Genomic DNA, 18,870 nt, shown 5'->3' on the forward strand with positions numbered 1-18,870 from the left:
GCCTGAACCCGCCCGATCCCGTACGGACGACCGCCCGAGCCCGACGGCGCGCCGTACGGACGACCGGCCGGGTCTGAGCGCCGTACGGGCGACCGGCTGGGGCTGGACATGCATGGCCGTGGAACTATCCGGCCGGGTCTGAGCGCGCCGTACGGACGTGGGCGGGGGCGGCGGAGGATCGCCGTCCCCGCCCGGAGGGTCAGTGGTCGCGCCCCTGGTGGTAGGAGGCCTGGGTCTGCACGTTCAGCCGGTCGAGGCGGACGCCCCTGGCCGGGTCGGTGCGCCGGTCGTTGATCCTGACCACGTCGAGCCCGTGGTGGAAGTCGCTGCCGTAGATGTGGCCGTTGTAGTAGTAGGCCGACCAGATGCCGCCGCCCCCGCCGTTGGGCTCCGGGCCGCGCTCGAAGAAGCCGATCTCCCGCGGGTGTGCGGAGTCGGTGAAGTCCACGATCGAGATGCCGCCCTGGTACCAGGCCTGGACCATGATGTCCTTGCCCCTGACCGGGATCAGCGAGCCGTTGTGCGCGACGCAGTTCTCGGTGTCGGCCTGGTAGCGCGAGATCTTGAAGTAGCTCCTGAACACGAGCCGGCCGCCCCTGATGTCGTAGACGGCGTCGGCGCCGCGGTTCGGGCCGGTGGCCTCGTTGCAGGTGGCCGCGCCGCCGCCGCCGAGCTCGTCGGTGAAGACGACCTTGGTGCCGGCGTTGTTGAACGTCGCCGAGTGCCAGAACGCGAAGTTCGGGTCCGTGACACGGGCCGTGATCACCGGGTTCTCCCGGTCGGAGATGTCGAACAGCACGCCGTCGCCCATGCAGGCTCCGGCGGCGACGTCCCTCTCCGCGTAGACGGTGATGTCGTGGCAGCCGCTGGTCGGCAGCAGCAGGCCGGGCTGGGTCTCGTTGCCGCCGTCGGGGAAGACGACCGGGGTGCTGACGACCGCGGCGTCCGCGGGGGAACGCAGCGGGACCTTGATGACCGAGATCTTGTCGTGCGGCGGCCGGCAGTCGGGGAAGCTCGCCGAGGGGTTGTAGGAGGAGGCGTACAGGTAGACGTTGCGCCGGTCGCGGCCCTTGCCCGGAACGAGGGTCAGGGTGTGCGAGCCGCAGTCGGTCTCGACCGCCTTGATGTACTTCGGGCTCTTCTTGTCGCTGATGTCGAAGATCCGGACGCCCTCCCACGACTCCTTGACCGACGCGACCTGTCCGACGCTGCTGCAGGAGTCGTTGTTGCGTGAGGAGTCGACCGCGGTGAACAGCAGATCCCCGTAGACCGACACGTCCATCTGGGAGCCGGGACAGACGACGCTGCTGACGACCTTGGCCCGCTCCGGACGGCTGATGTCGTAGATGGAGAAACCGCCGTAGTTGCCGACGTAGGCGTAGTCGCCCTGGAAGGCGATGTCGGTGTTGATGGTGTTCTCCAGCCCGGCGGGCTTGGGGACGTTGGCCACGTGCGACACGTTCGGGCTGGTGGCGACCTCACCGGACGGTGGGATGCCGGCGGCCTGGGCGGGTATCGCCGACATGAGCATCGCGGCGGCCACCACGATCGACGGCCAGCCGATCCTGCGGAGAGTGAGCACCCGGTAACCTCCGTTGCGAGGAAGACATGAAGTGCAGATAAACGACCAAATTGTCCGTCTCAACAGGCAGATAAACTAGATGTCAGCCGGTAAGGATAATCATCTAGTTTTATGTCTTCCCTCACGCAAAAGGGTTATCCGGGGCCGCTCTCCGCGGGCGGCCCGGGCGGCGAGGACCGGGATCCCCGCCGCCCAGAGATGATCAGTCGTCGTCGTGGTCGCCGTGACCGCCGTGACCGCCATGGCCGTGCTCGGCGTAGGAGGCCTGGGTCTGCGCGTTCAGGATGTCGGCCTTGACCCCCTTGGCCTTGTTGGTGCGCGGGTCATTGATCTTCAGGACGTCGAGGCCCAGGTTGAAGTCGCTGCCGTAGATGTAGCCGTTGTAGTAGTAGGCGGACCAGAATCCACCGCTCAGCGCGGGGGCGGTGCTGTCGGGGCCGCGCTCGAAGAAGGCGATCTCCTGCGGGTTGGCCGAGTCGGTGAAGTCCACGACCGAGATGCCGCCCTGGTACCAGGCCTGGACCATGATGTCCTTGCCCTTGACCGGGATCAGCGAGCCGTTGTGCGCGACACAGTTCTCGGTGTCGGCCTGGTGCCTCGGGATCTTGAAGTAGCCCTTGAAGGCGAGCTGGCCGCCCGCGATGTCGTAGTAGGCGTTGGCGCCGCGGTTCGGGCCGATCGTCGCGTTGCAGGTGGCCGCGCTGCCGCCGCCGAGCTCGTCGGTGAAGACGACCTTGGTGCCGGCGTTGTTGAACGTCGCCGAGTGCCAGAACGCGAAGTTCTCGTCGTCCCGGGCCGTCGCGGTGACCTTGGGGTTCACCGGGTCGGAGATGTCCATCAGGATGCCCTCGCCCATGCAGGCTCCGGCGGCGATGTTCTTCTCCGGGAAGACGGTGATGTCGTGGCAGCCGGTGGTCGCCGACGTGCGGTAGGGGTACTGCTGGGTCGGCTCGCCGGGGTTGCCTCCGTCCGGGAACAGGTTCGGGGTGCCGACGACGGAGGCGCCCGCCGGGTTGCCCAGCGGCACCTTGACGATCGAGATCAGGTCGTGCGGCGGCTGGCAGTCGGGGAAGCTCGCCGAGGGGCTGTAGGAGGAGATGTAGAGATAGACGTTGCGCCGGTCGCGGCCCTTGCCCGGAACGAGGGTCAGGGTGTGCGAGCCGCAGTTGGTCTCGACCGCCTTGACGTACTTCGGATTCTTCTTGTCGCTGATGTCGAAGATCCGGACGCCCTCCCACGACTCCTTGACCGACGCGCTCTGCGAGGTGCTGCTGCAGGAGTCGTTGTTGCGGGAGGAGTCGACGGCGCCGAAGAGCAGGTTCCCGTAGACGGCCACGTCCATCTGCCCGCCGGGGCAGATCACCGAGCTGACCAGCGAGGTCTTCTTCGGCTTGCGGATGTCGTAGATGGAGAAACCGGTGTAGTTGCCGACATAGGCGTAGTCACCCTGGAAGGCCATGTCGGTGTGGATGTCAGTGAGCGCGGCCGGCTTGGGAACGTTGGTCACGTGCTCGATGTTCGGGCTCATGACGATCTCGCCGGGTGCCGGGATGTCAGCGGCCTGGGCGGGCACCGTGGACAGCGCCATCACCGCCGCGACACCGGCTACTACCAGGAACCGGCCGGACAGGCCCTTCCTGAGAGGGGTGAACACTCGCGAACCTCCTTGCCATATGCGCCATAAAGGGCGCATAAATTACTAGATCGTCCGTCTTGAGTGGTAGATCAGGCAAGATGTCACTGTGTCAGCAAGTTTTTCCGATTTGTTGTCTTTACTCAGGCGGCTGGCCGAGGTTAGGGTTTTCCGTCACAGCAGCTTCAAGAAGGAGGCCGGGTGCGTGTCGCGCTCGTAGCCGTGGTCGCCGCCCTCTCCCTCAGCGCGTGCAGCGCCGATCCGGGGCCGCCTCCCGTCCAGGCGAAAGCCGAGTCGACCGCCCCGATCATCGCGCCCGGCAGGCCGGGTGAGCCCGCCAGGACGATCAGCCCGGACGAGGCCGTCACAGCCGTGCCCGCGCCCACCGCCAACGCGGCGGACGTGAAATACGTCCAGGACATGGTCACCCATCACCGGCAGGCCGTCGACATGGCGGTCCTGGCTCCGTCCCGGGCCGACTCGGCCGCGCTCAAGGGCCTGGCCTCGCGCATCAAGGACGCCCAGGGGCCGGAGATCCAGTACATGACGACCTGGCTGCAGCAGCAGGGCATGAAGGTCCCCGCCCACCACGCCTCCCACACCGGCATGCCGGGCATGGCCACACCCGAGCAGATGCGGGCCCTCAGAGCCGCCTCGGGCAAGGACTTCGACCGGCTCTTCCTCACGCTGATGACGGCCCACCACCAGGGGGCCATCACGATGTCCGAGCAGGTCCTGGTCGGCGGCTCGCACATCAAGATCGAGGAGCTGGCGAACGACGTCGCCGCCACCCAGAGCGCCGAGATCCGCAGGATGCGGGAGATGCAGGCCGGGCTATGAGCCGAGCCGCCAGGAGTGGAGATACTTCTCCTGCTCGGAGGTCAGGGTGTCCACCTCGATCCCGGCGGCGGCCAGCTTGAGCCGCGCCACCTCGACGTCGACCTCCTGCGGCACGTCGTAGACGCCGGGCGCCAGCTCCGCCCTCTCGCGGGCCAGCCACGCGACGGCGAGTGCCTGCGCGGAGAAGGACATGTCCATGACGGCGGCCGGATGCCCCTCGGCCGCCGTCAGGTTCACCAGACGGCCCTCGGCGAGCAGCAGGAGCCGCCGCCCGTCGGCGAGGACGTACTCGTCGGTGTTGGGGCGCACTCCGCGATGGACGGCCTGCGCCAGCTCGTCCAGGGCCCGGACGTCGATCTCGACGTCGAAATGGCCGGCGTTGGCCAGGATCGCGCCGTCCTTCATCACCGCCAGGTGCTCGCCTCTGATCACGTCGCGGTTGCCGGTGACCGTGATGAACACGTCCCCCGCCCGGGCGGCGCCCGTCATCGGCTGCACGTCGTAACCCTGCAGCGAGGCGTCCAGGGCTTTGACCGGGTCGATCTCAGTGATCACCACCCGGGCGCCCAGGCCCCTGGCCCGCTCGGCGACGCCCCGGCCGCAGTAGCCGAACCCGGCGACCACCACGGTCTTGCCGGCCAGCAGGGTGTTGGTGGCGCGCATGATGCCGTCGATGGTGGACTGGCCGGTGCCGTACCGGTTGTCGAACATCCGCTTGGTCCGGGTGTCGTTGACCGCCACGACCGGGAACCTCAGCGCCCGCTCGGCCGCCATCTGCCGGAGCCGGATGATCCCGGTCGTGGTCTCCTCGCAGCCCCCGGTGACCCTCTCCAGCAGCTCGGTCCGCTCGGTGTGCAGGATGTTGACCAGGTCGCAGCCGTCGTCGAGGACGATGTCCGGGGAGATGTCGAGCGCCTGGTGGATGTGCCGGTAGTAGGTCTCCCTGTCGACCCCGGCCCTCGCGTGCACGCCGACGCCGTACTCGCCCAGCGCGGCGGCGACGTCGTCCTGCGTGGACAGCGGGTTCGAGGCGGCCAGTGCGATCTCGGCCCCGCCCGCCTTCAGCGTGCCCATGAGCACCGCGGTCTCGGCGGTCACGTGCAGGCAGGCGGCGATCCGCAGCCCGTCGAGAGGCCGCTCGGCCGCGAACCGCTCTCCGATCGCGGTGAGCACGGGCATCGACCGCGCCGCCCACCCGATCCGCCGCTCGCCCGCGGCCACCAGTGCGCTGTCCACGTCTCTCCCCGGATTGCCCGAAGGCCCCCGCAGCTCTGCGGGGGCCCGGTTGGAACGGTCGATCAGTAGCGGTAGTGGTCGGCCTTGTAGGGGCCCTCGATGTCCACGCCGATGTACTCCGCCTGCGCCTTGGTGAGCTTGGTGAGCTTCACGCCGAGGGCGTCGAGGTGGAGACGGGCGACCTTCTCGTCCAGGTGCTTGGGCAGCACGTAGACGCCGATCGGGTACTGCTCGGTCTTGGTGAACAGCTCGATCTGGGCGATCACCTGGTTGGTGAAGGAGTTGGACATGACGAACGAGGGGTGGCCGGTGGCGCAGCCCAGGTTCATCAGACGGCCCTCGGCGAGCACCAGGATCTGGCGGCCGTCGGGGAAGGCCCAGGTGTGGACCTGCGGCTTGATCTCGGTCTTGACGATGCCCGGGATCTTGGCCAGGCCGGCCATGTCGATCTCGTTGTCGAAGTGGCCGATGTTGGACACGATGGCGTTGTGCTTCATCTTCGACATGTGGTCGGCGGTGATGATGTCGAAGTTGCCGGTCGTGGTGACGAAGATGTCGGCGATGCCGACGACCTCGTCCAGCGTGGTGACCTGGAAGCCGTCCATGGCCGCCTGGAGCGCGCAGATGGGGTCGATCTCGGTGACGATGACGCGGGCGCCCTGGCCCCGCAGCGCGTCGGCACAGCCCTTGCCGACGTCGCCGTAACCGGCCACGACGGCGACCTTGCCGCCGATCAGCACGTCGGTGGCGCGGTTGAGGCCGTCGATGACCGAGTGGCGGCAGCCGTACTTGTTGTCGAACTTCGACTTGGTCACCGAGTCGTTGACGTTGATCGCCGGGAAGAGCAGCGAGCCGGCCTTGAACATCTCGTAGAGGCGGTGGACGCCGGTGGTGGTCTCCTCGGTGACGCCCTTGATGCGCGAGGCGACCTCGGTCCACTTCTTCTCGGGGGTGACCGTACGGCGGAGCAGATCAAGGATGATCTTCCACTCCTCCGCGTCGTCCTCGCCCGCGCTGGGGACGGCGCCGGCCTTCTCGTACTCGGCGCCCTTGTGGACGAGCAGGGTGGCGTCGCCGCCGTCGTCGAGGATCATGTTGGGGCCGTCACCGCCGGGCCATACCAGCGCCTGCTCGGTGCACCACCAGTACTCCTCCAGGGTCTCGCCCTTCCAGGCGAAGACCGGCACGCCCTGCGGGTCGTCGACGGTGCCGTTCGGGCCGACGACGACGGCGGCGGCCGCGTGGTCCTGGGTGGAGAAGATGTTGCAGCTCACCCAGCGGACCTCGGCGCCGAGCGCGACCAGCGTCTCGATGAGCACGGCGGTCTGGATGGTCATGTGCAGCGAGCCCATGATCTTCGCACCGGCCAGCGGCTGGGACTCGGCGTACTCCTTGCGGACGGCCATCAGGCCCGGCATCTCGTGCTCGGCGAGCTGGATCTCCTTGCGGCCGAAGGCCGCAAGGGAAAGGTCGGCGACCTTGAAGTCCATGTGTTACCCCTCTGGTTGATGGTCGCGCTCGCCTCGTGCCCTCGCTGGTCTCGCGACCCCGCTTCGCTCTCGGGCCCGGCTCGGCGCTCCACCGGAAAAGTCGACGATGTGAGTTTAGGCGGCCGGGATGACTCCGCGCACCTTCCAGACCGCTAATCTGACACAAGAATGTAAGACTCTGCGGAAAGGCGTGAGAATGCGGATCACCGAGGCCGCCAGACGGCTGGGAATGTCACCCCGCATGCTCCGCTACCGCGAGGCGCTCGGTCTGCTCCCGCCGGTCCGCAGCCACGGGGCGCACCGCCGCTTCGGCCCCGAGGAGCTGTCGGCCGTGGCCCAGGGCGTGGAGCTGGAGAAGCGGTTCGACATCTCCCCCGCAGAGCTGGCCTTCGCGCTGCGGGTGCTGAGCGAGCCCGCGGTGGCGCAGGCCGTACGCGATCTGGGGCTGCGGATCGGCCGCCTGCAGGCCCCTCGCCGCGCGCTGGACTTCGAGAAGGAGAAGGCGCTGCGCCTGCTCCAAGGTCGCTCCTAGGAGTGACGACACAGAATTCCCAGGTCAGGACAATTCTCCCCATGGATGTCACCACCAAGTCCATGGATGTCACCACCAAGTTGAGCCACGTCGAGGAGCGCGTGGCCGCCTTCGATCTCAGGCGCGCCCTCGAATCACCGCTCGTCAACCTCGCCTGCCGGCGGGTAGCCCGCTGACCCCGCGGGAGGCGGAGGTGCTGCGTCTGATCGCCCGGGGGCTGTCCAACGCCGAGATCGCGGCCGATCTCGTGGTCACCGAGCACACCGTCAAGACCCACGTGGCACGGCTGCTCGCCAAGCTCGGCCTGCGCGACCGCACCCAGGCCGTCATCCACGCCTACGAGACAGGTCTGGTCGCCCCACGCGCCTGACATCCTCCCGGCCGTCGAAGCACCGGGAGTCCCGGCCAGAACCGGGTGGTTCGCGGTTCACGGTTCCGCCCAGCGGAAGGAGGGCTCTCCGCGCCATGGAGCGTGAGCGCATAGGTGAGAGGCCCCGAAGCACGGCGGGACGAAAACGTACGCCAAGCCCGTACGCGCAGACCAGCCGTGACGGCTGAGCGCGGCTCATCCCTCAACCGTTCCGCGCTCCGGAACCACTCGTCCAGAGCGCGAAGGAGCCACGGTCCGCAGGGGTCAGACGGAGCCGTTGACCTTGGCCCTGTCGAGGTCCGGCTCAAGGTAGATGACGCGGGCCTCTGGCACGGCGGCGCGGATGCGCTGCTCGGCCTCGTCGATCCCGCGGGCCACCTCGGAGGCGGTGTCGTCGTGGTCCACCGCGATCTTGGCGGCGACCAGGATCTCCTCCGGCCCCAGGTGGAGGGTGCGCATGTGGATGACCCTGGCGACCTCGGGCGTACCGTTCAGGGCGTCACAGATCCGCTTCTCGACCTCCGGGCCCGCGCCCTCGCCGATCAGCAGCGACTTGGTCTCGACCGCGAGGATCACCGCGATGATCGCGAGCAGGACGCCGATCGCCATCGTGCCGACGCCGTCCCAGACGCCGTCACCGGTGACCACGGCCATCGTCACACCGGCCAGCGCGAGGATCAGGCCGACCAGCGCGCCCAGGTCCTCCAGCACGATGACCGGCAGCTCCGGCGACTTGGACCTGCGGATGAACTGCACCCAGGACTGCTTGCCCCGGACGTGGTTCGACTCCTTGATCGCGGTACGGAAGGAGAATCCCTCCGCGACGATCGCGAAGATCAGCACGCCGAAGGCCACGATGGGCGTCTCCACCGGATGCGGATCACTGATCTTGTGCCAGCCCTCGTAGAGGGAGAACAGCGCACCGATCGTGAACAGCACCACCGCCACGACGAAGGCGTAGAAATAGCGCTCCCGGCCATAACCGAAAGGGTGCTCCGGCGTCCGCTTCCGCGCCGCCCGTTTCCCTCCGACCAGCAGCAACACCTGGTTGCCCGAGTCGGCGAGAGAGTGGATCGACTCGGCGAGCATCGACGAGGAGGTCGTGACCAGGAAGGCCACGAACTTGGCCACCGCGATCGCGAGGTTGGCCGACAATGCCGCGATGATCGCCTTAGTACCGCCGCCCGCGCTCACGGCAGCCTCCGCTCGTTGATTCCGTAAAAGACGAGACGAAATCCTATGAGGAAATCCTCGCCTTCAGCTCTGTGATGGCCGACACCGGGGTCGGATCGACCCCGTACCCCAGGGCGAGGTACGTACTCGCGTAGTCTCCCAATTCAACCAAGGTCGCGAGCCGCTCCAGCGGGTGGAGCCCCTCGGCCACGATCTGGGTGACCGGGACGCCCCGGTCCTCGGCCATCCGCACCGACACCTCGCGCCGCCGCGCCACCTGCGGATGCTCCTCCACGTCGCGCAGCACGAACAGCCGCAACGACCGCCCGCTCTCGTCGGCGAAGATGTCCCGCGTGGCCAGCGGGCCGTCGAAGGCCACCACCTGGTTGTGGTTGACCTCGGGGATCTCGCCCCAGACGGCCGGATACTTGCCGTTCTCGTTGAGCTGGCAGGCCCACCGGTAGGCGGCGACCGCGGCCAGCGGGGAGGACCCCCAGATCATCGGCACCGTCTCGGCCATCTCCATGGCCAGCGACTTGCCCGGGTTGATGAACGACTCACTCGCCGGACGGCACCGGTGGGCGATGTCCTCCAGGCGCTTGGCCGTGCTCTCGAACGCCTCGTCGTCGGCCTGGACCAGGCCGAGCTCGGCGGCGATGACGACCAGCGGGATCGACAGCGCCCAGACGGCGGCACGTGGCTGCCCCCCGGTGACGACGGGCACGAACGGCGCGCCCGCCTGCCTGGCGATCGCCTGCAGCGGCGAGTCGGGGGCGCCCAGGGCGAGCAGGCGGCACCCTCGGCGGACGGCCTCCATCGCCACCGCGAGCGTCTCCTCGGTCCTGCCCGAGCACGACACCGCGATCACCATGTCGGTCGCGCCGACCCAGCCGGGCAGCCGGTAGGACCGCACGGTCACGATCGGCAGCGGGGCGCCGTGGCCGCACACCGCGTTGAGGATGTCGCCCGCGATGCCCGAACCGCCCATGCCCGCGACCACGATGGTCCTGGGCCGTCCCTCCCTGTCCAGCGACGAGAGGTCGGCCTCGCGTGCCGCCCGGCGGGAGGTGCGGACCTGCGCCGCCGAGGCCGCCACCGCGCGCAGCATTCCCGACGGGTCGCCGTCGGTCAGCTGCTTCTGATCGTCGAGCCGATCAGGCTCCCAGCTCACGACTTCCGCGCCTCGTCAACCAGCAGCACCGGGATGTCGTCCCGGACCGGATAGACCAGGCCGCAGGAGGCGGATGTGCAGGACAGCTCGTCCACCTCGGGCTCGGCGCGCAGCGGGGACTTGCAGTTGGGACAGGCCAGGATCTCAAGCAGCCAGTCGTCGATCTTCACTCGTTCAGCTCCTCACGACAGCAAGAACTTCGTCCCTGATCGCTGCCATCTGAATCTCGTCGGCCGCCTCGGCGTTCAGCCTGAGCAGCGGCTCGGTGTTGGACGGACGAAGATTGAACCACCATCCGGGGCCGGACACGGTCAGACCGTCCAGCTCGTCGAAGGTGACGCCGTCGCGGCCGGCGAACGTCTCGCGGACCCGCGCCGCCGCTCCCGCCTGGTCCGCGACCGTGCTGTTGATCTCTCCGGAGGCGGCGTAGCGGGCGTAGTCCGTGAGGATCTCCGACAGCGGCCGGTCCTGCCCGCCCAGCGCGGCCAGCACGTGCAGCGCGGCCAGCATGCCGGAGTCGGCGGACCAGAAGTCCTTGAAGTAGTAGTGCGCGGAGTGCTCGCCGCCGAAGACCGCACCGGTCCTGGCCATCTCGGCCTTGATGAACGAGTGGCCGACCCGGGTGCGGACCGGCTCGCCGCCGTGCTCGGCGACGATCTCCGGGACGCTCCGCGAGGTGATCAGATTATGGATGATCATGGCGCCGGGATGCCTGGCCAGCTCGCGCACCGCGACCAGCGCGGTGATCGCGGAGGGGGAGACCGACTCGCCGCGCTCGTCGATGACCCAGCAGCGGTCGGCGTCGCCGTCGAAGGCCAGGCCGATGTCGGCGCCGACGTCGAGCACGGCCTTCTGCAGGTCGCGCAGGTTGTCCGGCTCGATCGGGTTGGCCTCGTGGTTGGGGAAGTCGCCGTCCAGCTCGAAGTAGAGCTCGCTCAGCTCCAGCGGGAGCCCCTCGAACACCACCGGGACGGTGTGGCCGCCCATGCCGTTGCCCGCGTCCACCACGACCTTCAGCGGCCGGATGCCGGACAGGTCCACCAGCGTGCGCAGGTGGTCGGCGTAGCCCCGCAGCAGGTCCCGCTCGGAGACGGTCCCGCCGCCGTCGCCGCCGACTCCGGACCTCAGGAGTTCGGCCGCCCGGTCGCGGATCTCGGCCAGACCGCTGTCGCCCCCGATCGGCACGGCGCCGGCGCGGCACATCTTCATGCCGTTGTAGCGGGCCGGGTTGTGGCTGGCGGTGAACATCACGCCGGGCAGGGCGAGGCTGCCGCTCGCGTAGTAGAGCAGGTCGGTGGAGCCCAGCCCCGCGTGGACGACGTCGGCTCCGCGTGAAGTGGCTCCGCGGGCGAAGGCCGCGGCCAGCGGTCCGGACGAGGCACGCATGTCGTGCGCCACCACGACGGTCCCGGCGCCGGTCACCTCCACGAAGGCCGCGCCGACCGCCTCCGAGGTCTCCTCGTCGAGCTCGTCCGGCACGACGCCTCGAACGTCGTACGCCTTGAAGATCTTGGCGAGGTCGCCCACTCCAGCTCCGCCCTTTATGTCGTGTCTGCTGACCCCAGCCTAGTCGGGTCAGCGGTCGCGCTGGGGCTGAGCGGAACGGAGCACCCGCAGGTGGCCGCGGCGGCCCACCTCGACCCCCTGGCCGACCGGCTCGGCGCCGCCGGTGGGAGCGGGTCTGGCGGCCTCGCGGACCGCGTTGGCGAGGGCCTCCAGGTCGTCCGTGCTGGGCGGTGCGCCGTCGGTGGGAAGACGGACGACCTCCCAGCCGCGAGGTGCGGTCAACCGCTCGGCATGCTCGGCGCACAGGTCATAACAGTGCGGCTCGGCGTACGTCGCCAAGGGCCCGAGAACGGCGGTCGAATCGGCGTAGACGTACGTGAGCGTGAATACGGCAGGCTGACTGCACGCGGTGCGGGAACAGCGGCGGACGGGGCTCACGGTGGGACCGTATCCGGTAAGCGTCCGAGGCGCCACTATCTGAGCGCTCTTAACGAGCGTGTCGCCACAATTCGGACACGTGTCCCACCTTCCACCCGCCTGTACGGCTTACGCCCCTGTCACCGCCCCTTCCCGCCCCTCCTCTGGGCGCGTCTAAGCTTGGCCCGTGAGCTCGGCACCCGGCGGACCCCGCCCTCCCCGCAGACGCGACCGGCACGGCCGTGGTATGCGCGGCCCCCTGGCGCCCTCCCACGTGCCGATCGCCAAGTCGCGCAGCGAGCGCTTCGACGACTTCGTCCTGGACGCGGTGGACCGGCTCAAGCCCCGCTGGGGCAAGCAGCTGTCGGCGGTGGAGTTCGCGGTCGAGGAGGTTCCGCCGATCAGCCACCTGGGCGACGGGCCCGGACTGCTCACCGGCGAGCCGATCCCGTTCGGCCGGGCCGAGCCCGCCGTCGGGAAGCGCCCGGCCGTCGTGATCATCTACCGGCGCCCCCTGGAGGCGCGGGCCCGTGACCGCGACCAGCTCGGCGCGATGGTGCACGACGCGGTGGTGGAGCAGGTCGCCGGGCTGCTGGGCCTGTCCCCCGAGACGGTGGACCCCGGCTACGACGAGCGCGACTGAACGGCCCCGGGGGCCGCTAGGGCAGCACGGCCGCCACGGACTCGGTGATCGGCGGGACCAGCGCCCACATGCGCGCGGACGCCAGCGGCTGGGCGGTCAGCAGCAGGCCGCCCTTGACGCTCTCGTCCATCACCCGCCCGCCGTACACCGGGCCGGAGCCCGGCAGCGGCAGCACGAGCACCGCGAAGGCGCCGTCCACCTTGGGCAGCTTGACCTCCTTGGTGTGCGAGCCGGTGACGGCCACCTCGAAGGGCTCCGGCGCCTCGCCCTTGCGCGGCAGCACCTGGACGCTCACCTTCCCTGCCGCGTCCGGTGCGGTCAGCAGCAGCCGGGAGCTCTTCTTCTTGCCCGTCCGGTTGTCGGCGACCACGCTGCCCAGGTCGATCGGCGCCGCCCCGGCGGTGAAGGCCACGTCGCTCTTCTTACCGGTGCCGGTGACGGCCAGCCCGGCCACGATCGGCGTGTCCGAGGTGAGCAGGAGCGCGGAAGGCTGCCCGCCGATGGCGCTGGACAGGTCGAGGGTGGCGACCGACCCCGCGGGGACCTCCACCAGCTCACGGTCCTTGAGTGCGTAGGTCCCGTCCGGGGTGAGCGCCTTGACCTCGACCAGGGTGTCGGACTCGCCCGCGGAGGCGACGTACAGCTCGCGTCTGCCCCCGCCGCCGGGGACGCCCGGCACCACGACGCGGGTGGCCGGAGCGGCGGAGACCGGCAGCCAGTCGACGCCCCGGCCGCCGCGCATGACCGCCCGGGCGGCGGCGGCGACCCGGCCGGAGGTGGTGCGCACCTCGACGGCCATGACGAGCGGCGAGGGGGCCAGGTCCTTGAGCTTGATCGTACGGCTCTCACCCGGCTTGAGCGTGAACACGCCGCCGGAGTCGCTGAACACCGGGCCCTCGCCGGAGTAGATCATGATCTCCGCGATGGCCGGGGCGGGGTCGGCGTTGGTGAGGTGGAGCGTGACGTCGGCCGCGGCCGGGCCCGGCCCGACCAGCCAGGTGCTCGCCACCGGCTCCACGCACCGCACCCCAGCCAGCCCCCGCTGGTCGCCCGAGGTCTCCCGCCGGGTCTGCTCGGCCTCCATGCCCGCGGCCATGCTCCCGGTCGACGCCACCACCAGCGGCCCCGACTTGGCGGGGACCTGCTCGTGCCACAGGGTGCCGGTCGTGTCGAGTTCCGCGAGGGTCCTGTCCCCGGTGAGGAGCGCCGTGGCGCCCGGGCCCGTCCCGCCCGGCGGGGTGACGACGCCGACGGTGGTCTCGGCGGGGTCGGGGCAGATGGCCGTCACGGAGGCGACGGGCACCCTCTGCGGACCGGGCGCGGGCCGGGCGGCGGCCTCCGGCTGGGTCGCGAAGGCCACGCCGTACAGGGCGAGCAGGGCCACCAGGACGAGGCCGAGCAGGCCGAACCGGTTCTCGATCAGGGATTTCACCGGGGGGCCAGCTCTCTTGAGGGCTCCGACAGGTCCGGGGAGGCGTAGCCGTCGGCGGCGGCGTCCGTCCGGGAGCCGGGCGCGGCCAGGACCGAGACGACCAGCAGGATCGCGGCCTGGACCCAGAGCCAGCGGCCGTGCCAGGGGTCGCCCTCCGGGGCCGGGGCCGCCGCGACCGGCTGGGTGAGCCGCCACACGCCGAGCGCCCGGGACAGGCTCATCCTGGCCAGGGCGGGCTGGGAGTCCAGCGCGTGGCTGATCTCCGGGCTCACCGGCGCGGCCACCACGACGAACTGCACGCCGTGGGCGGCCAGCACGCGGGCGTCGTCGCCGCCCCGGCCGGAGACCAGCCCGGCCGCCGCGACGCCGACACGCTCGCGGACGCCCTGCGGCATGGGGATGTCGGACTCGCCGACCACCGGCGTACGGCCGCGCAGCACGGTGAAGGTCAGGCCGTCCTCCCTGGTGCGCAGGAGCAGGGTCCGCTCGCCGTTGCCCGAGTTGACCGCCACCAGGGCGGGGATCACGTCGCGCACGTTCCCGCTGATCGGCCCGTCCACGCCCCGGGTGATCCACATGCCCGCCGCGAGCAGCGGCGTGGAGAAGGCGACCGCCACGACGACGAACGCGGTGACCCTGCGCAACCCGCCCGCCGCCCGGAACTCGACGACCCGGTCGGCGGTGAGGGCGGCCACCACGAGCATGCCGGTGGCGGCGAAGGCCAGCGGCACTCCCGGCCAGGCCGGGGCCACGGTGTCGCCGTTCAGGGAGGTGACAGGGGTCCGGCTGACCAGGATCGCCACCAGCACGCCGAAGAGCGCGACGCCCCAGCCGATCGCGATGACCATCCGGTTGCGGCGCATCACCAGCGCGGCCAGGCAGGCGGAGATGAGGCCGCCGGTCACCCAGAGCGGCGGCATGCCGGGGCCGCCGGGGCTGAGGGTCAGCAGTGACTGGGCGGGCAGGGCGGCGTCGACCAGGGCGAGCTGGTGCAGCCCGGCCTCCAGCAGGAGCTGGCCCGGGTTGCCGAGCACCTGCGCCAGCCAGGGGAACAGCAGCGCCACCGGGACGCCGAAGGCGATGGCCACCGAGACGGCGACGCCCCGGCGGGGGAAGGCCAGCGCGGCCAGGGCGCCGAGGACGAGCGTGAGCGGGTAGACCAGCGGGGCGAAAGCCGTACCGACCGCGAGGAGGAGACCGAGGCCCCAGGCGGCGCGGCGGGCCCTGCGGCCCTCGCCGGTGAGCAGGGCGGTGGCCAGCGCCGCGTAGACGGGCAGCAGCACGAAGACCACGGCGGTGCCGAGCCGTCCGGCGGCGACCGCGCCGGTGGCCACCGGGAGGAGCGCGTAGGAGGAGGCCAGCCAGATGCGGGTCCACCGGCCCGGGATCATCGACCGGGTGGCCGCGTAGGCGGAGAACCCGGCCAGCGGCACGCAGCCCAGCAGCAGCACCGAGACCGCGAGCCAGGTCTTGCCGAACAGCACGGTGGAGAGCGCGGCCAGCACCGCGACGTACGGCGGAGCCCAGGCGTCGCTCCCTAGGCCCGCCTGGTGGTAGCTCTCCAGGTAGAGGTCCCACAGGTCGGAGGATCCGCCGATCACCGGGACGAGCGCGCCGCCGCCCAGCCGGGTGCCGCCGATCAACCCGCGCTCGGCGACCAGCGTGACCACGGCGAGCGCGAGGAAGAGCAGCACGCCCGGGTTACCGAAGATCCGCTGGAGCGCCCCGGCGTCGGTGAGCAGTTCCTCGCCGTCCTCCTGGGAGGCGGTCATGGCGTGGTGGCGCCCGGCGGACTCCACGAAGCCGGTCCCGGCCAGGTAGCTCTGGAATCGGTCCGACAGGCGCCGGTAGCCCGCGCCCGGCGGGGTGAGCAGCCGTTTGATCGCCGCGTGGTGCTGTTTACGGCCCTTGGACCGGGCCCGGCGAGCCTTGATCATCCGGCTGGGATGGCCGAGCACCGAGCCGATCGCGGCGATCTCGTCCAGCGCGTCGGCGGGCTGTTTCGCCACCAGGAACAGCAGCGTGCGGAAGGCGGAGCTGAGGAGGTTGCGGACCAGCGCCCACATCAGCGGCCAGAACGGCAGGTTCGCCATGACCACGAAGATGGCGTTGCGACGGTCCAGGCGACGGGGGTGGTCGCCGCTGACGGTGATGCGGCGGCGGCGCCGGGTGGCGGCCTCGGCGTGCCAGGCGACCGCCTGGGTGACGTTCTGCACCCGGTGCCCGGCGGCCCGCACCCGCCAGCACAGGTCCAGGTCGTCACGGAACAGCGGCAGGAAGGGGTCGAGCCCGCCGACCTCGTCCCAGACGTCCCGGCGGATCAGCATCCCCGCGGTGGAGACCGAGAGCACGTCCCTGACGCCGTCGTACTGCCCCTGGTCGAACTCGCGGGCCTCCAGGCCGGTGTCCCGGCGGCCCGTCCGGTCGACGGTGACGCCGACCTCCAGCAGGAGCCGCCGGTCCAGCCAGTCGCGGAGTTTGGGGCCGAGCACCCCGGCCTTGGGATCCTGCTCGGCGGCCCGGAGCAGGTTCTGCAGCGCGTCGGCGTCGGGCGCGCAGTCGTCGTGCAGCAGCCAGATCCACTCCCGCCCGCCGGCGGGCCCCAGCCGGTCGAGCACCTCGGCGACGGCCTGCCCGAAGCTCGTCGAGCGCGGGAGGGTGAGCACGGCGTTCGGGCCGAGGACGCCGGTCAGCAGCGCGGCGCTGCCGTCCCGGCTGCCGTTGTCCACTCCGACGGCACGGTCCACCGGCCGGGTCTGCCCGAGCAGCGCGGCGAGGGTCTCCTCCAGCCATCGGGCGCCGTCGTGGGAGACGACGATGGCGGTGACGGTGGGGTGGAGACGGGGGGAGTCGGTGATGGACATGCGTCCCGTGTTCAGGAGGGGGATGATCGGCGCGACAACGATACGACACCCTATGTCCGGCTATACCACGCAGATGAAAAAAGGGTCACGCGGCTGGAAAAAGGGTCACGTGACCTGCGGTCACGTGACCCACGAAATATCGTCAAGCGCTCTCGGCGAGCGCCGCGGATTGCCTCTCAGACTGCCTCACGCTTGATCCGGCGGCGTTCCCGCTCGGAAAGCCCACCCCAGATGCCGAACCGCTCGTCATGCTCAAGTGCGTACTCAAGGCACTCGGCACGTACTTCGCAGGAGCGGCAAACCTTCTTGGCCTCCCGTGTGGAGCCGCCCTTCTCCGGGAAGAACGCCTCCGGGTCGGTCTGCGCACACAAGGCGCGTTCCTGCCAGCCAAGCTGCTCTTCAGCGATGCTGTCCTGTGCGATGACCAGGTCGGCCACTGCACACCTCCCTGCCGCCCGCAAATGGAGCCCCCCTATGAACGCCTCCCTCTTACCCACCCAGAGGAAGGCGTAACAACACGTGTGTAATTACACGCGCGTGGCCAGTGTGGCGTCAAGCGGCATGCCGGTATCCGGGGAAAGACCTGCTCTCCCCGGTTCTGGGTCGTGTGCCTGCGACGACGGCGCCCGCGCCAAGCGATCGTGACGATCGCCTGGCCGTTCAGTGCTCTCGGCGGTCGGAACCGTACCAGGACATGTTCTGCTCCTGACCCGGGCCCACCCTCTCTCTATCGGGGATTTCCTCACCCGTGACCTGAGCCGAGCGCTCCGGCTTGTAGATCGCCGTGGGGTCTATGGCCGGCTGCGAGTCCCAGGAGTTACGGCCGGCATTGGGATCGTTGAGCGGATCGCCCTGGTAGGAGCTCGGATCGAACCGGAGCGTCGCGTCGGCCGGCGGGTCCCACTGGTGACCGCCCTGCTGCTGGTACGGCTGCGCGGCGGGCGGAGCCTGCGGGGTCTGCGGGTGGCCGAACGGGTCGTCGTAGGACCCGCCCGCCTGCGAGGCGCCGTACTCCGGGACCCGTAGCTGCGGCTCTCCGCCCTGGGTCTGCTGCTGGTAGGACTCCGCCTGCTGGTAGGCCTGGGCCATCTGCTGGGAGCGGGGGTCGACCGGGTCGGGCGCCGAGTAGTGCAGGTTCGGCTCGGTCGGCCGGGCGAACTCCGCACCGGAGTAGCCGCCGAACGGCTGGCCGTAGTTCTCCGGCGGCTGCGGGAAGGACGACTGCGCCTGGCTGTCGAAGGACACGCGCGGCTGGACGTCGGCCGGCGTGTACGGCGCGGGCGCCTCAGGCTGAGCCTGGTACGCCTCGGGCTGAGCCTGGTAGAAGGGGGCCTGCTGCTGCTCGGGCTGCGGAGCGTAGCCGGGGAGCTGGGCGTCGGCCGGCTGGCCGTAACCCGGGTGCTGGGGCTCGGCCGGTGAACCGTAGCCCGGGTGCTGGGGCTCGGCCGGTGAACCGTAGCCCGAGTGCTGGGGCTCGGCGTAGAGCGGGGCCTGCGGCTGCTGCTCGGCGGGCGTGGCGTAGATCGGGGGATCGTATGCCGTGACCGGCGGCTCGTACGGCCTGGCCGGAGCCGGGGGCTGGACGTCCGCGGCGACGTACGGGCTCGGGGTGTAGGGCTCGGCCGGGGTCTGCGCCGGGGCGTAGGAGGCGGCCTGGTTCCCGTGCGGCTGGTCCTGCGCCGGCGGCGCGTAGGCGGCCTGGGAGTATCCGTCGCCGGTCGGCTGGGCATAGCCGTGCGCCTGCTGCCGGCCGTAGCCGTCGGAAGCGCCGTAGCCCTCGGAGGAGCCGTAGCCGTCGGAGCCGGCGGAGCTGGGCGCGGGCGGGAGCGCCGGCTGGCTGTAGGGAGGCTGGGGGGCGGACGCGGGCTGGGCCTGCTGGGAGTGGCCGCCCTGCTGGTAGGCCTGACCGCCCTGCGACGCCTGGTCCTGCGGCTGGAAACCCTGCTGCGGCATCTGGTCCTGGGACTGGAAGCCCTGCTGC

General features: G+C 70.5%; 17 protein-coding genes and 1 pseudogene. 5 read left to right on the plus strand and 13 right to left on the minus strand.

The annotated features are described in order from the left end of the window. Nucleotides 1-199 precede the first annotated feature (199 nt). The gene (locus tag CA984_RS31025; protein WP_086577041.1) at nt 200-1,582 is read right to left on the minus strand and encodes an LVIVD repeat-containing protein; all 1,383 of its coding nucleotides are present in this window, start codon (nt 1,580-1,582) and stop codon (nt 200-202) included. A 202-nt stretch (nt 1,583-1,784) separates the two neighbouring features. Beyond that, on the minus strand, nt 1,785-3,236 hold the full coding sequence (locus CA984_RS31030) for an LVIVD repeat-containing protein (RefSeq protein WP_207621112.1): 1,452 nt from the start codon (nt 3,234-3,236) through the stop codon (nt 1,785-1,787). 180 nt (nt 3,237-3,416) lie between these two features. Between CA984_RS31030 and CA984_RS31035 the strand changes: the two genes are divergently transcribed. Further along, a complete protein-coding gene (locus tag CA984_RS31035) occupies nt 3,417-4,055 on the plus strand; it encodes a DUF305 domain-containing protein (protein ID WP_086577042.1) in 639 nt (212 codons plus the stop codon). On the opposite strand, the gene CA984_RS31040 is transcribed toward CA984_RS31035, so the two are convergent. Both CA984_RS31040 and ahcY read right to left on the minus strand, forming a co-directional pair. Then, complete coding sequence (locus CA984_RS31040; protein WP_086577043.1) at nt 4,050-5,291, minus strand: adenosylhomocysteinase; 1,242 nt, start codon at nt 5,289-5,291, stop codon at nt 4,050-4,052. The genes CA984_RS31035 and CA984_RS31040 overlap by 6 nt on opposite strands. A 62-nt stretch (nt 5,292-5,353) precedes the next feature. Beyond that, nucleotides 5,354-6,781, minus strand: coding sequence for an adenosylhomocysteinase (gene ahcY, locus CA984_RS31045; protein WP_086577044.1), 1,428 nt, complete (start codon nt 6,779-6,781; stop codon nt 5,354-5,356). A gap of 196 nt (nt 6,782-6,977) precedes the next feature. On the opposite strand from ahcY, the gene CA984_RS31050 reads away from it, so the two are divergent. The 3 genes and pseudogenes from CA984_RS31050 to CA984_RS46540 all read left to right on the plus strand — a co-directional run. Continuing rightward, nucleotides 6,978-7,313 (plus strand): MerR family DNA-binding transcriptional regulator, encoded by a 336-nt coding sequence (locus tag CA984_RS31050; protein WP_031162553.1) that lies wholly within the window; start codon nt 6,978-6,980, stop codon nt 7,311-7,313. Nucleotides 7,314-7,354: 41 nt separating this feature from the next. After that, a complete protein-coding gene (locus CA984_RS48865) occupies nt 7,355-7,489 on the plus strand; it encodes a hypothetical protein (protein WP_278249069.1) in 135 nt (44 codons plus the stop codon). Continuing rightward, nucleotides 7,483-7,683 (plus strand): annotated as a pseudogene (locus tag CA984_RS46540) (response regulator transcription factor); the annotation flags it as partial. The gene CA984_RS48865 and the pseudogene CA984_RS46540, both read left to right, overlap by 7 nt. A gap of 264 nt (nt 7,684-7,947) precedes the next feature. Here the strand turns inward: CA984_RS46540 and CA984_RS31060 are convergent. From CA984_RS31060 to CA984_RS31080, 5 genes are read right to left on the minus strand one after another with little or no spacing between them, the layout of a single operon-like run. Then, nucleotides 7,948-8,877 (minus strand): cation diffusion facilitator family transporter, encoded by a 930-nt coding sequence (locus CA984_RS31060; protein WP_086577046.1) that lies wholly within the window; start codon nt 8,875-8,877, stop codon nt 7,948-7,950. Nucleotides 8,878-8,920: 43 nt separating this feature from the next. Further along, nucleotides 8,921-10,027, minus strand: a complete 1,107-nt coding sequence (locus CA984_RS31065) for a bifunctional phosphoglucose/phosphomannose isomerase (protein ID WP_086577047.1) — start codon at nt 10,025-10,027, stop codon at nt 8,921-8,923. Further along, nucleotides 10,024-10,197, minus strand: coding sequence for a Trm112 family protein (locus CA984_RS31070; RefSeq protein ID WP_012888128.1), 174 nt, complete (start codon nt 10,195-10,197; stop codon nt 10,024-10,026). The genes CA984_RS31065 and CA984_RS31070 overlap by 4 nt, the downstream gene beginning before the upstream one ends. Before the next feature lie 4 nt (nt 10,198-10,201). Continuing rightward, nucleotides 10,202-11,554 (minus strand): phosphomannomutase/phosphoglucomutase, encoded by a 1,353-nt coding sequence (locus CA984_RS31075; protein ID WP_086577048.1) that lies wholly within the window; start codon nt 11,552-11,554, stop codon nt 10,202-10,204. Between the two features lie 48 nt (nt 11,555-11,602). Then, the gene (locus CA984_RS31080; protein ID WP_086577049.1) at nt 11,603-11,971 is read right to left on the minus strand and encodes a DUF3499 domain-containing protein; all 369 of its coding nucleotides are present in this window, start codon (nt 11,969-11,971) and stop codon (nt 11,603-11,605) included. A gap of 226 nt (nt 11,972-12,197) precedes the next feature. On the opposite strand from CA984_RS31080, the gene CA984_RS31085 reads away from it, so the two are divergent. Beyond that, on the plus strand, nt 12,198-12,593 hold the full coding sequence (locus CA984_RS31085; RefSeq protein ID WP_051864570.1) for a metallopeptidase family protein: 396 nt from the start codon (nt 12,198-12,200) through the stop codon (nt 12,591-12,593). Between the two features lie 16 nt (nt 12,594-12,609). Here CA984_RS31085 and CA984_RS31090 read toward each other — a convergent pair whose 3' ends face one another. The 4 genes from CA984_RS31090 to CA984_RS31105 form a co-directional block, all read right to left on the minus strand. Continuing rightward, nucleotides 12,610-14,025 carry a DUF5719 family protein gene (locus tag CA984_RS31090; RefSeq protein WP_086577051.1) on the minus strand — a complete coding sequence of 472 codons (1,416 nt, stop codon included), beginning with the start codon at nt 14,023-14,025 and terminating at the stop codon, nt 12,610-12,612. Next, a complete protein-coding gene (locus CA984_RS31095) occupies nt 14,022-16,889 on the minus strand; it encodes a glycosyltransferase family 2 protein (protein WP_086577052.1) in 2,868 nt (955 codons plus the stop codon). The genes CA984_RS31090 and CA984_RS31095 overlap by 4 nt, the downstream gene beginning before the upstream one ends. Before the next feature lie 176 nt (nt 16,890-17,065). Continuing rightward, entirely contained in the window at nt 17,066-17,326 is a 261-nt protein-coding gene (locus CA984_RS31100; protein ID WP_012888122.1) for a WhiB family transcriptional regulator, read from the minus strand. Between the two features lie 223 nt (nt 17,327-17,549). Further along, nucleotides 17,550-18,870 (minus strand): hypothetical protein (locus tag CA984_RS31105; RefSeq protein ID WP_165781480.1); only part of this gene is annotated, 1,321 nt, incomplete at its 5' end.

Source organism: Streptosporangium minutum (genome assembly GCF_002149035.1).
GTDB classification, from domain to species: domain Bacteria; phylum Actinomycetota; class Actinomycetes; order Streptosporangiales; family Streptosporangiaceae; genus Streptosporangium; species Streptosporangium minutum.

Coding starts and splice junctions, on each gene's coding strand:
- ahcY (WP_086577044.1), bottom strand. CDS start 6,781: ATGGACTTCAAGGTCGCCGACCTTTCCCTTGCGGCCTTCGGCCGCAAG.
- CA984_RS31050 (WP_031162553.1), top strand. CDS start 6,978: ATGCGGATCACCGAGGCCGCCAGACGGCTGGGAATGTCACCCCGCATG.
- CA984_RS48865 (WP_278249069.1), top strand. CDS start 7,355: ATGGATGTCACCACCAAGTCCATGGATGTCACCACCAAGTTGAGCCAC.
- CA984_RS31085 (WP_051864570.1), top strand. CDS start 12,198: ATGCGCGGCCCCCTGGCGCCCTCCCACGTGCCGATCGCCAAGTCGCGC.
- CA984_RS31095 (WP_086577052.1), bottom strand. CDS start 16,889: ATGTCCATCACCGACTCCCCCCGTCTCCACCCCACCGTCACCGCCATC.